The organism is Arthrobacter sp. Leaf69, from assembly GCF_001422645.1.
Taxonomy (GTDB): Bacteria; Actinomycetota; Actinomycetes; order Actinomycetales; family Micrococcaceae; genus Arthrobacter.
Genome location: NZ_LMLR01000014.1, coordinates 142,104 through 154,122, shown reverse-complemented (window position 1 = coordinate 154,122; position 12,019 = coordinate 142,104). Strand labels below are relative to the sequence as shown.

General features: G+C 67.0%; 10 protein-coding genes. 7 read left to right on the top strand and 3 right to left on the bottom strand.

Annotated elements, in window-relative coordinates; translation table 11 throughout:
• Positions 1-59: 59 nt before the first annotated feature.
• A complete protein-coding gene (locus tag ASE96_RS15960; protein WP_056432596.1) occupies positions 60-533 on the bottom strand; it encodes an Lrp/AsnC family transcriptional regulator in 474 nt (157 codons plus the stop codon).
• A 195-nt stretch (positions 534-728) separates the two neighbouring features.
• On the opposite strand from ASE96_RS15960, the gene pdhA reads away from it, so the two are divergent.
• Genes pdhA through ASE96_RS15945 form a run of 3 tightly spaced genes read left to right on the top strand, consistent with a single transcriptional unit; the run spans position 729 to position 4,311 of the window.
• Positions 729-1,907, top strand: a complete 1,179-nt coding sequence (pdhA, locus tag ASE96_RS15955) for a pyruvate dehydrogenase (acetyl-transferring) E1 component subunit alpha (protein WP_056432593.1) — start codon at positions 729-731, stop codon at positions 1,905-1,907.
• On the top strand, positions 1,907-2,917 hold the full coding sequence (locus ASE96_RS15950; RefSeq protein WP_056432590.1) for an alpha-ketoacid dehydrogenase subunit beta: 1,011 nt from the start codon (positions 1,907-1,909) through the stop codon (positions 2,915-2,917). The genes pdhA and ASE96_RS15950 overlap by 1 nt, the downstream gene beginning before the upstream one ends.
• The gene (locus ASE96_RS15945; protein ID WP_056432588.1) at positions 2,914-4,311 is read left to right on the top strand and encodes a dihydrolipoamide acetyltransferase family protein; all 1,398 of its coding nucleotides are present in this window, start codon (positions 2,914-2,916) and stop codon (positions 4,309-4,311) included. The genes ASE96_RS15950 and ASE96_RS15945 overlap by 4 nt, the downstream gene beginning before the upstream one ends.
• Positions 4,312-4,599: 288 nt before the next feature.
• Here ASE96_RS15945 and ASE96_RS15940 read toward each other — a convergent pair whose 3' ends face one another.
• On the bottom strand, positions 4,600-4,947 hold the full coding sequence (locus ASE96_RS15940) for a hypothetical protein (RefSeq protein WP_056432585.1): 348 nt from the start codon (positions 4,945-4,947) through the stop codon (positions 4,600-4,602).
• A 277-nt stretch (positions 4,948-5,224) separates the two neighbouring features.
• Positions 5,225-5,914, bottom strand: coding sequence for an SACE_7040 family transcriptional regulator (locus tag ASE96_RS15935; protein ID WP_442853906.1), 690 nt, complete (start codon positions 5,912-5,914; stop codon positions 5,225-5,227).
• 169 nt (positions 5,915-6,083) lie between these two features.
• Between ASE96_RS15935 and ASE96_RS15930 the strand changes: the two genes are divergently transcribed.
• The 4 genes from ASE96_RS15930 to ASE96_RS15915 are packed head-to-tail and all read left to right on the top strand — an operon-like array spanning position 6,084 to position 12,019.
• On the top strand, positions 6,084-7,691 hold the full coding sequence (locus ASE96_RS15930; RefSeq protein WP_056432582.1) for a carboxyl transferase domain-containing protein: 1,608 nt from the start codon (positions 6,084-6,086) through the stop codon (positions 7,689-7,691).
• A gap of 13 nt (positions 7,692-7,704) precedes the next feature.
• Complete coding sequence (locus ASE96_RS15925; RefSeq protein ID WP_056432860.1) at positions 7,705-9,948, top strand: acetyl/propionyl/methylcrotonyl-CoA carboxylase subunit alpha; 2,244 nt, start codon at positions 7,705-7,707, stop codon at positions 9,946-9,948.
• Positions 9,949-9,997: 49 nt separating this feature from the next.
• Entirely contained in the window at positions 9,998-11,161 is a 1,164-nt protein-coding gene (locus tag ASE96_RS15920; RefSeq protein WP_056432579.1) for an acyl-CoA dehydrogenase family protein, read from the top strand.
• A 39-nt stretch (positions 11,162-11,200) separates the two neighbouring features.
• Positions 11,201-12,019, top strand: a complete 819-nt coding sequence (locus tag ASE96_RS15915) for a CoA transferase subunit A (protein ID WP_056432576.1) — start codon at positions 11,201-11,203, stop codon at positions 12,017-12,019.

The window sequence follows — 12,019 nt, the reverse complement described above, 5'->3', positions numbered from 1 at the left end:
GGCAGGAGCCCCCATGCAACAGCATGGGGGCTCCTGCCGTTTGGCGTCCGGCGGAATCCTCAGCCTTCGGCGGAGCCACGTTCCAGCAGCGGCTGGATCCGGAAGGGGATCATCTCGCTCATGGCCAGGGCAGTGTCCGTCCGGTCCACGCCGTCGCAGGCCAGGATCTTGCCGTTGATCCGGAAGAGGTCCTCGGCGTCGAGGGCCACCACCCGCAGCAGCAGGTCCGCCGAGCCGGTCAGGCCGTAGCCCTCCAGGATCTCCGGAATATCGGCCAGTTCCGCCGCCAGCTGGCCGAGCTTCTGCTGCTGGACGTGCACCGAGATGAATGCCATCAGCGGGTAGCCCAGCGAGGCCGGATTGATGCGGCGCTCAAAGGACAGGAAGACGTGCTTCTTCTCCAGCTGCGCCATCCGGGCCTGCACGGTATTCCGCGACAATCCCAGTTTCTGGGCCAGCGCCACGACGGTCCGCCGGGGATCCCGGGCCATGGCCGAAAGCAGGCGGGTGTCGGTGCCATCCAAGGGTTGCATAATGCGCAAGATTAGCACGGTGCCAAACTGCCAGACAGTGCAGAATGCTCAACTTCTTTGCGGGTGGTTGTACCCAATGGGCATTGTGAGTAGGGTCACAGATATCCGGGGCAACGGCGCCCGGGCGGCCGGCGCGCACCGGGATCACGAGTCCTGCGAGCACCGGTCAGACGACGTCAGAAGGTGCGGACAACTGTGTTTACCGACGACGCGGGCAAGAGCGGCATTGCCGCCGGTGGCCCCGGGAACAGTGCAGAATCAAACAGGCGGACAGGCGGGGATCTCGTCCAGCTCGTCACTCCCGGGGGAGAACGGGTAAGCCATCCCGAGTTCGATCCCTGGCTCCAGGATGTCACCGATGAGCAGCTCGGTGCGCTCTACGAAGACATGGTGGTCATCCGCCGGATCGATACCGAGGCCACCGCGCTGCAGCGCCAGGGCGAACTCGCGCTCTGGCCGCCGCTGCTGGGCCAGGAGGCCGCCCAGATCGGCTCGGCCCGGGCCCTCCGCGACGATGATTTCGTGTTCCCCAGCTACCGCGACAACGGCGTCGCGTACTGCCGCGGGGTCAACCCGGAGGACATCGTCAAGGCCTGGCGGGGCAATGCCCTGGCGGGCTGGGACCCGTACACGGTCAACGTCGCAACACAGCAGATCATCATCGGCGCCCAGACCCTGCACGCCACCGGCTACGCGATGGGAATACAGAACGACGGCGCCGATTCGGTCGCCGTGGCCTACTTCGGCGACGGCGCCACTAGCGAGGGCGATGTCAACGAGGCCCTGGTGTTCGCCGCCAGCTTCCAGTCCCCGGTGGTCTTCTTCTGCCAGAACAACCACTGGGCCATTTCCGAGCCGGTCCGGCTGCAGTCCCACATCCAGATCGCGGACCGCGCCGCCGGCTTTGGCATCCCCAGTATGCGCGTGGACGGCAACGATGTCCTGGCCGTGATGGCCGCAACCCGCATCGCCATCGACCGCGCGCGCCGCGGCGGCGGTCCCACCTTCATCGAGGCCGTCACCTACCGTATGGGCCCGCACACGACGGCGGATGACCCCACCCGCTACCGTGACGCCAACGAGCTTGAGGACTGGGCGGCCAAGGACCCGATCGCCCGGCTGAAGTCGCTGCTGGAACGCAAGGGGCTGCTCACCGAGGACCTCGAAACCGCCGTCGCCGCCAAGGCCGACGCCGTTGCCAAGGCGCTGCGGGCGGGCACCATCAACATGCCCGAGCCGGCGCCGATGGACATCTTCAAGCACGTCTACAGCACCCCCCATTCCACGCTGGAGCGCCAGCAGGACCACTATTCCCGTTACCTGGCTTCCTTCCGCGATCCCGCAGAGGCCGCTTCTGAAGAAGGTGCACGCTGATGACGCAGATGACCTTTGCCCGAGCCATCAATTCGGGCCTGCGCAAGTCCCTGGAAAATGATCCCAAGGTGATCCTCATGGGCGAGGACATCGGCGCCCTCGGCGGTGTCTTCCGCGTTACCGACGGCCTGCAGAAGGACTTCGGGAAGCACCGTGTGGTGGACACCCCGCTCGCCGAGTCCGGCATCATGGGCACCGCCGTCGGACTCGCGTACCGCGGCTACCGCCCGGTGGTGGAGATCCAGTTCGACGGTTTCATCTACCCGGCGTTCGACCAGATCGTCAGCCAGGTCGCCAAGATGCACTACCGGACCCAGGGCGCGGTGAAGATGCCCATCACCATCCGCGTGCCCTTCGGCGGCGGCATCGGCTCTCCGGAACACCACTCCGAATCGCCGGAGGCCTACTTCACCCACACCTCGGGGCTGCGCGTCATCAGCGTCTCCAACCCCCAGGACGCCTACACGATGATCCAGCAGGCCATCGCCTCGGATGATCCGGTGCTGTACTTCGAACCCAAGCGCCGCTACCACGACAAGGGTGAGGTGGACGAGGCCCTTGACCTCGGTGCCGCCCTGTCCCTGGAGAAGGCCCGTGTGGTCGCCGAAGGCACGGACGTGACGCTTGTGGCGTACGGCCCGCTCGTCAAGACGGCCAAGGACGCCGCCCTCGCCGCCGCGGACGAGGGCGTGTCGATCGAAGTCATCGACCTGCGCTCGCTCGCCCCGCTGGACTTCGCCACGCTGGAGGCCTCGGTCCGGAAGACCGGCCGGCTGGTCATCACCCATGAAGCCTCCCAGACCGGCGGCATCGGCGCCGAGGTTGCCGCCAGCATCACCGAACGCTGTTTCTACCACCTCGAGGCTGCCCCGGTCCGGGTCACCGGCTTCGACGTCCCGTACCCCTATTCGAAGCTTGAAATGCACCACCTCCCGGGTCTGGACCGGATCCTGGACGGCGTGGACCGTGCCCTGGGCCGCCCCAACTCCCTGAGCGGGCTGGAAGGATGAGCGCCACCATGATCAAGGAATTCAGGCTGCCGGACCTCGGCGAGGGTCTCACTGAATCGGAAATCGTCGCGTGGAAGGTCGCGGTGGGGGATACCGTCGCGCTCAACCAGATCATCGCGGAGGTCGAAACGGCCAAGGCCGTCGTCGAGCTGCCCTCGCCGTTCGCCGGTGTGGTCGCGGCCCTCCACGAACAGCCCGGCACCGTCGTCGAGGTCGGCAAGCCGATCGTTTCCTTCGAAGTGGAGGGCGACGACGGCGGTTCCGCCGGCGGTTCCGGTGCGGACGCGCCGGCCAAGCGTGAACCGAACCTCGTTGGCTACGGCGCCGTCCTGGAGAACTCCGGCCGGCCCGCCCGCCGCGCCCGCAGCTTCGCCGCCCCCGCCGTGGCCGACGCCGCGCCCGCCCCGGTGGTTGAGCCGGTCGCGCCCGCCCCGGTGGTTGAGCCGGTCGCGCCCGCCCCGGCGGTTGCGGAGGCACTGCCTGCCGTGCCCCGGTCCGCGGAGCGCCCGCGGTCCACGCCGCCGGTGCGAAAGCTGGCCAAGGATCTCGGCGTCGACCTCGCAGCCGTCACCGGTACCGGTGAGCACGGACTCATCACCCGCGACGATGTGCGCAACTTCGTCGGAGGGGGAGACCTGCCGGTGGCACCGCAGGACCTGGCCGGTGTGTCCGCGCAGGCTCCGGCGCAGGGCGAGCGGGAAACCCGGACCCCGATCAAGGGCGTCCGGAAGTTCACTGCCGCCGCCATGGTTTCCAGCGCCTTCACCGCACCGCACGTGACGGAGTTCCTCACCGTCGACGTCACCCCGACCATGGAACTGCTGGCGAAGCTCAAGGCCAGCCGCGCGTTTGCCGGCTACAAGCTCACGCCGCTGACCGTCGTGGCAAAGGCCGTGCTCATCGCCCTGCGCAACCACCCAACGCTCAACACCCGCTGGGACGAGGCCAAGCAGGAGATCGTGCAGTACAACTACGTGAACCTGGGCATCGCGGCCGCCACGCCGCGCGGCCTGACCGTGCCGAACATCAAGGACGCCGACCGGATGTCCCTGCTGGAGCTCTCCACCGCCTTGACCGAGCTGACGGACACGGCACGCGCGGGCAAGACCGCTCCTGCCGAGCTCTCCGGGGGCACCATCTCCATCACCAACATCGGCGTCTTCGGCATCGATGCCGGCACCCCCATCCTCAACCCGGGCGAGGCCGCGATTTTGGCGCTCGGTGCGGTGCGGAAGATGCCCTGGGAGTATCAGGACGAGGTGGCGCTGCGCCAGGTCATGACGCTCAGCCTGTCCTTCGACCACCGCCTGGTGGACGGCGAGCAGGGCTCACGCTTCCTGCAGGACCTCGGCGCCATCCTGTCCGACCCGGGCATGGCGCTTGCCATGGTTTAGGCGACCCAAGCTCAGAGCTCCCGGCCGCCCCTGCCCAGGGGCGGCCGGCAGTTTTGTTGTCTGGAGTACGTGGCGGCGGCGTATTTGCCGTCCGGGGGCACTTTGCGGCCAACGTTCGACGTCGGAGCCCTGGTTCCCGGCGTGTCCGCGCCAAAGTGCCCCCGGAGCGCGGGCAGGCCACAGCACCAATGCTTGTGCTCACCCTTTTGTAAGTCTGGCGGAAGCGGCTCGTTAGGCTTCAATCCGTGGGTGCCGGCAACAGGGTGGCATGCTTGACGCCCCGCCTGTCTATTTTTTCCTGAAGAGTCTCTTGATTGCTTCAGTCAGCATTCCACGTATGGATGCGTCCTCGCCCAGATGTGACCTCTGGTCAAAGTTCAGGTCTTCAAGTTGGTTCTCTTGCAGGTTTCGGGCCAACCAGACGATGCCCAGTTCGGCAATGACTTCTCCAGCGGCTTGGTCCGATATTGGGTAGAAATCCAGCATCTCTTCTTCCGCAGAAGAGCTTGCTATGAAGGTCCAGGTCCCAAGGGCGTCCGGATAAACCAGAATCAGGCGATTGGTCCAGGCCCCTTGGGTAATGACGCCGAGACGGCCATCATCCCCCCAGAAGTCCGGGTCGCGTAATGCCGCCACTCGAACCCCTTCTTGCCGGTTGAATTGGAATGAACAGTAAGTCAATTGACCACGGCTGCCAAAGCCCTGGTGCCCTGTTGCCTGACTGGAAGTGTAAGCCTGGTGGCTGCCCTTCCAGGAGGCGGCGCGGCCACCGGCGCTTCTCCGCCCGGGGGCACTTTGGGCGCGATGTCCGACGTCGGGGCCCTGGTTCCCGGCGTGTTCGCGCCAAAGTGCCCCCGGACCGCCGACGGCGGGAACCCGCGGAGGCGAACGGGGGCGCCGCGGTGCTCTTGGCTCAGCCGGGCAGGCCGGGGACGGCCGGGGCCATCAGTGCCGCCAGTGCCATACTCTGCAGGAGAGGCCGGGCCCGCTTGACCGCGATCCGCCGCCCGTGGCTGCGCACCGAGTGCGGGGTGGAGTTGATCAGTCCGAACGTGGCGTGGGCGCGCATCCGGAGTTCGGCATCCTCGGTGTCGGGGTGCAGCCCGGACAGGACGTCGACCCACAGCTCCACATAGTTGCGTTGCAGGGTGCGGACCTCGGCCTGGTCGTCGTCGGCGAGGTTGCTGAAGTCCTGGTCCTGCACGCGGATGACGTCGGGATTGTTGAGCGCGAAGTCCACATGGAACTCGACCAGGCTGCGCAGCGCAACGGCGGCGCCGTCGGAATCGGCAACCACCCGCCGGCCGCCGTCGAGCAGATCCTGGCTGACGCTCAGCAGCAGCGCCCCCAAGACGGCCTGTTTACCCGCAAAATGTCGGTAGACCGCCGGCCCGCTGACGCCGGCCGCGGCGCCCAGGTCCTCCAAGGACACCCGGTTGAAGCCGTCGACGGCGAACAGGGCGGCCGCTGAGGACAGCAGCGCCTGGCGGCGGTTCTCCTTGGCCTGGCCACGCTGGGTGGTGGGTGGCAGCGGCGTCGGGGGCAGGACGGCCGCAGGCGGGGCGCCGGTCTGGTTCGTCTGGCTGGGGTCGGTCACCGGCACATTCCTCGTCTTGTGAACCAGCCGCCCGCGCGGCGTCGCGCAGGGTGCTGTGTTGGACATCACAGTTAATAGAGACTAACCTAAATCTCAGTTATGCGGTACTAACCGAAGTGGCTGGAACGGTTGCAATTGAGGCCCCCAGCATGAAGGCCCGGAACGGAAGCAGTCAATGGAGACAATCGCCAGCCAGGTGGACGCCACGAGCGCCGCCTTCGCCGCGAACCGCGAGGCCCAGCTGGGGCTGGCCCGCGAGCTGAAGGAACGCCTCGCCACGGCAGCCCTGGGCGGACCGGAAAAGTCCCGGGAACGCCATGTGGCCCGCGGCAAACTCCTGCCGCGCGAACGCATCGACCAGCTGCTGGATGACGGCAGCCCCTTCCTGGAGATCGCGCCGCTGGCCGCCAACGGCATGTACAACGACGATTCGCCCGGTGCAGGTGTCATCGCCGGGATCGGCCTTGTGCACGGCCGCCAGGTGCTGGTCATCTCCAACGACGCCACGGTCAAAGGCGGCACCTATTACCCGATGACGGTCAAGAAGCACCTTCGGGCCCAGGAAATCGCCCTCGAGAACCGGCTGCCCTGCATCTACCTCGTGGACTCGGGCGGGGCCTTCCTGCCCAAGCAGGACGAGGTCTTCCCGGACAAGGAGCACTTCGGCCGGATCTTCTTCAACCAGGCCAAAATGTCCGCGGCGAAGATCCCGCAGATCGCCTCCGTAATGGGTTCCTGCACGGCCGGCGGCGCATACGTCCCGGCGATGAGCGACGAGACCGTGATCGTCCGCAACCAGGGCACCATCTTCCTGGGCGGCCCGCCGCTGGTGAAAGCCGCGATCGGGGAGATCGTCACGGCGGAGGAACTCGGCGGCGGCGACGTGCACTCGAAAATCTCCGGGGTCACGGACCACCTGGCCGAGAACGATGAGCATGCCCTCCAGATCGTCCGCGACATCGTCTCCACCCTGCCCCGCCCATCCGCCCCCGCCTGGGACATCGATACGGTCGTCGAACCCCTGGCTGACCTGGAGGAGCTGTACGGCGCCGTCCCCACCGACGTCAACGCACAGTACGACGTGCGCGAGGTCATCGCCCGGCTGGTGGACGGCAGCCGCTTCCACGAATTCAAGAAGAACTACGGCACCACCCTGGTCACGGGTTTCGCGAAGCTGCACGGCCACCCCGTGGGGATCGTGGCCAACAACGGTGTGCTGTTCAGCGAATCCTCGCTCAAGGGAGCCCACTTCATTGAGCTCTGCGACCAGCGCGGCATCCCGCTGATCTTCCTGCAGAACCTCTCCGGCTTTATGGTCGGCAAGGACTACGAACAGGGCGGCATCGCCAAAAACGGCGCCAAGATGGTCACCGCCGTCGCCACCGCCCGGGTCCCCAAACTGACCGTGGTGATCGGCGGGTCTTTCGGTGCGGGCAACTACTCCATGTGCGGCCGGGCCTACTCGCCGCGCTTCCTCTGGATGTGGCCGGCGTCCCGGATCTCCGTGATGGGCGGCAACCAGGCCTCCAGCGTGCTCGCCACCGTGAAACGGGACCAGTACGAGGCCCGGGGCGAGGAATGGTCCGCCGCGGACGAGGACGCGTTCAAAGCCCCGATCAAACAGCAGTACGAGGACCAAGGCAGCCCCTACTATTCCACCGCCCGCCTCTGGGACGACGGCGTGATTGACCCCGCGGACACCCGCACCGTCCTGGGACTGGCGCTCGACGTCGTCTCCCGCACCCCGCTGCCGGAGACCTCCTTCGGCCTTTTCCGGATGTGAGCCAGCAGTGACTATTTCTGAGCCGACTCTTTCTTCGCCGACTACAACTTCCCCGACGCCACCCACGAAGCCGCTCTTCGGCACCGTGCTCGTCGCGAACCGCGGTGAGATCGCCTGCCGCGTGATCCGCACGCTGCGCGTGCTGGGCATCCGTTCGGTCGCCGTCTATTCCGACGCCGACGCCGGAGCCCGCCACGTGCGCGAGGCCGACGTCGCCGTGCGGATCGGCCCCGCCGCGGCGGCCGAGAGCTACCTCAAGATCGAGGCCATCATCCAGGCCTGCCGCGACACCGGTGCCGAAGCCGTGCACCCGGGCTACGGCTTCCTGAGCGAGAACGTCGACTTCGCCCGTGCCCTGGAAAAGGCGGAGATCACGTTCATCGGTCCCGGCGTCGAATCCCTCAATGTCATGGGCGACAAAATCCGGTCCAAGAACCATGTCACCGGCTACGGCGTGCCCGTGGTTCCGGGCATCGCCGAACCCGGCATGACGGACGCCCAGCTGATCGACGCCGCGGCCGGCGTCGGCTTCCCGCTGCTGATCAAGCCCTCCGCCGGCGGCGGGGGAAAGGGCATGCACATTGTCGAGCGCCCCGAAGACCTCGCAGCCACCCTGGTCACCGCCCGCCGGGTCGCGGCCAGCGCCTTCGGCGACGACACCCTGTTCCTGGAACGGCTCGTCCTCACCCCGCGGCATATCGAGGTCCAGGTGCTGGCGGACAACCACGGCAACGTCATCCACCTGGGGGAGCGCGAGTGCTCGCTGCAGCGCCGGCACCAGAAGGTCATCGAGGAGGCACCTTCCCCGCTGCTGGAATCACTGCCCGACGGCGCGGACATCCGTGCCCGTCTGGGCGATGCCGCCTGCAACGCCGCCCGCAGCGTCAACTACTCCGGCGCCGGCACCGTGGAGTTCCTGGTCTCCGACAACGCCCCGGACGAATTCTTCTTTATGGAGATGAACACCCGCCTGCAGGTCGAACACCCGGTCACCGAGATGGTCACCGGCCTCGACCTCGTCGAATGGCAGGTGCGCATCGCCGCCGGAGAGAAACTCACCGTCCGGCAGGACGACGTCGTCCTCACCGGACACTCGGTGGAGGCGCGCGTCTACGCCGAGGTTCCGGAGAAGAATTTCCTGCCGTCCGGCGGAGAGGTGGTGCTCCTGGATGAGCGCGGCACGATCTTCACCGCGATGGATGACCTGGATGCCTTGACACCAGCCTCCGCCGATCCGGACATCCGGATCGATTCCTCCCTGCTGGAGGGCCTGAAAATTTCCAGCGACTACGACCCGATGATCTCCAAGGTCATTGCCTGGGGCAGGGACCGGACGGCGGCCCTGGACAAACTCGACACCGCCCTCGCCCGCTACACCGCGCTGGGGATCGACACCAACGTCGAGTACCTGCGCCTGCTGATCAACGACGCCGACGTCCGGGCTGGCCGGCTCGATACCGGCCTGATCGAACGGAAAATGGCAGGCTTCACGTTCCGCCGGGCCGGCGACGCCGAACTGATCGCCGCGGCTATGCCGTTCTGGGTCCTCGCCGAGGCGCCGGAAACGGTCGGCTCGCCGTGGGACACCACCACCGGGTGGCGGCTGGGTGCACCGGCGGCCTGGACCATGAGCTTCGGCGCCCCGGGCGGCAAAATCTCCACCGTGGCTGTCACTTGGCTCAGCAACATCGATCTCGGTAGTGCTCGGGTCCGCGTCGACGGCGGGCCCGAGCATGAGGTGAGGGTCATTGGGATGTCCAGTGACGATGTCTTCCTGGAGATCGACGGCGGGGAACTCCGGTTCGCCCATGCGGGGTCCGGGCAGGACTATCAGCGGGAGGACCCACCGGAATTTGTTTTTCTCGGCAACGACGGCTGGTCCTGCCGGCTCGAACCGCTGGGCCGCGAAGCCAAGCTGGCCCGGGTGCTGGCCGCCGTCGAACGCGAGGAAGGCGCTGCCGACCCCGCGGTGCGCTCGCCGATGCCGGGCACCGTGGTGTCCGTCTCCGTGAAGAACGGGGACGCCGTCACCGCTGGGCAGGTGCTGCTCGCGGTGGAGGCCATGAAGATGGAGCACCAGCTCGTGGCCCCGCTGGACGGGACCGTGCACATCAGTATCGCCTCCGGGGAACTGGTGAAGGCAGACCAGGTCCTGGCCACCATCCACCCCGTTCACCAGACGGAACCGGCTCCGCCGGACAACGCAGCCGAGGACACCATCGAAGAAGCCGTTATCGCCATGGGCGCGGCGGAGTAGCTTCCACACTTTCAGCACCACAGACAGCACCACAGACAAAGGAGTCACCATGCCAGATTTTGAACTCAGCGAGGACTACCAGGACCTCAGCGACACCGTCCGCCAGTTCGCCGACGAAGTGGTGGCTCCGGTCTCCGCCAAGCACGACGAAGAGCACAGCTTCCCCTACGAGGTGGTCTCCCAGATGGCGGACATGGGCCTCTTCGGACTGCCCTTCCCGGAGGAATTCGGCGGCATGGGCGGCGACTACTTCGCCCTCGCCCTCGCCCTCGAACAGCTCGGCCGGGTGGACCAGTCCGTCGCTATCACGCTGGAGGCCGGCGTCTCCCTCGGCGCCATGCCGATCCACCGCTTCGGCAACGAGGCGCAGAAGCAGGAGTGGCTGCCGCTGCTGGCCTCCGGCAAGGCGCTCGCGGGCTTCGGCCTGACCGAGCCGGAAGCAGGCTCCGACGCCGGTGGCACCAAAACCACCGCGAAGCTCGGCGGCGGGGAGTGGGTCATCAACGGCAACAAGGAGTTCATCACCAACTCCGGCACCGACATCACCCGGCTTGTCACCGTCACCGCGGTGACCGGCCAGGAAGAACGCTCCGACGGCAGCATCAAGAAGGAAATCTCCACCATCCTGGTGCCCACCAACACCCCGGGCTTCAAGGCGGAGAAGGCCTACAACAAGGTCGGCTGGAACGCCTCGGACACCCACCCGCTGACCCTCGACAACGTCCACGTCCCCGAGGCAAACCTCCTCGGCACGCAAGGCCGCGGCTATGCCAACTTCCTGTCCATCCTGGATGAGGGCCGGATCGCGATCGCCGCACTGGCCGTCGGTGCGGCGCAGGGATGCGTGGACCAGTCGGTGAAATACGCCAAGGAACGCAGCGCGTTCGGGCAGAACATCGGCAAGTACCAGGCCATCGCCTTCAAGATCGCCCGCATGGAAGCGCGGACCCACACTGCCCGCCTGGCCTACTACGACGCGGCCGCCCGGATGCTCGCCGGCAAGCCGTTCAAGACGCAGGCGGCCATCGCTAAGATGGTCGCAGGCGAGGCAGCCATGGACAACGCGCGGGACGCCACCCAGGTGTTCGGCGGCTATGGCTTCATCAACGAATTCACCGTGGCGCGCCACTACCGCGACTCCAAGATCCTTGAAGTCGGCGAGGGCACCACGGAGGTCCAGCTGATGCTGATCGCCCGCGAACTGGGGCTCTAACCGGCCCGCTGGCCGCAACCGTCGAGGGAAGGATCACCGATGATCAACAAAGTTGTGGCCAGCGCCGCCGAGGCCGTGGCGGACATCCACGACGGCGCCTCGCTCGCCGTCGGCGGGTTCGGCCTGTGCGGCATACCCGTGGCCTTGATCGAGGCCCTTCATCAAAGCGGCGCCACGAACCTGGAGACCGTCAGCAACAACTGCGGCGTCGACGACTGGGGTCTCGGGATCCTGCTGAAGGACGGCCGGATCCGCCGCACCATCAGCTCCTACGTGGGGGAGAACAAGGAGTTCGCCCGGCAATACCTCGCCGGCGAGCTTGAGGTGGTCCTCACCCCGCAGGGCACGCTGGCCGAAAAGCTGCGTGCCGGCGGGGCGGGGATCCCGGCGTTCTACACACCGGCCGGCGTCGGCACCCAGGTCTCCGACGGCGGCCTGCCGCAGAAGTACGACGCCGACGGCACCATCGCGATCGCCTCGGCGGCCAAGGAGGTCCGCAGCTTCCACGGCGCCGACTATGTCCTCGAGGAATCGCTGACCCCCGATTTCGGCCTGGTGCACGCCTGGAAGGGCGACCGCCACGGCAACCTGGTCTTCCATGCCACCGCGATGAACTTCAACCCGCTCTGCGCCATGGCCGGAAAGATCACCATCGCCGAGGTCGAGGAGCTCGTCGAACCTGGCGAGCTGGACCCCGAACACGTCCACATTCCCGGCATCTTCGTCCAGCGCATCGTGCTCGCGCCGGACGTCGAGAAGCGGATCGAGAAGCGGACGGTGGCGCTGTCTGCAGCGTCCGGAAGCCCAGCTGCCGCTACCTCCACTGCAGCCCCCGCAACAATCCCGTCAGGAGCCTAG

Coding starts and splice junctions, on each gene's coding strand:
- ASE96_RS15960 (WP_056432596.1), bottom strand. CDS start 533: ATGCAACCCTTGGATGGCACCGACACCCGCCTGCTTTCGGCCATGGCC.
- ASE96_RS15950 (WP_056432590.1), top strand. CDS start 1,907: ATGACGCAGATGACCTTTGCCCGAGCCATCAATTCGGGCCTGCGCAAG.
- ASE96_RS15945 (WP_056432588.1), top strand. CDS start 2,914: ATGAGCGCCACCATGATCAAGGAATTCAGGCTGCCGGACCTCGGCGAG.
- ASE96_RS15930 (WP_056432582.1), top strand. CDS start 6,084: ATGGAGACAATCGCCAGCCAGGTGGACGCCACGAGCGCCGCCTTCGCC.
- ASE96_RS15920 (WP_056432579.1), top strand. CDS start 9,998: ATGCCAGATTTTGAACTCAGCGAGGACTACCAGGACCTCAGCGACACC.
- ASE96_RS15915 (WP_056432576.1), top strand. CDS start 11,201: ATGATCAACAAAGTTGTGGCCAGCGCCGCCGAGGCCGTGGCGGACATC.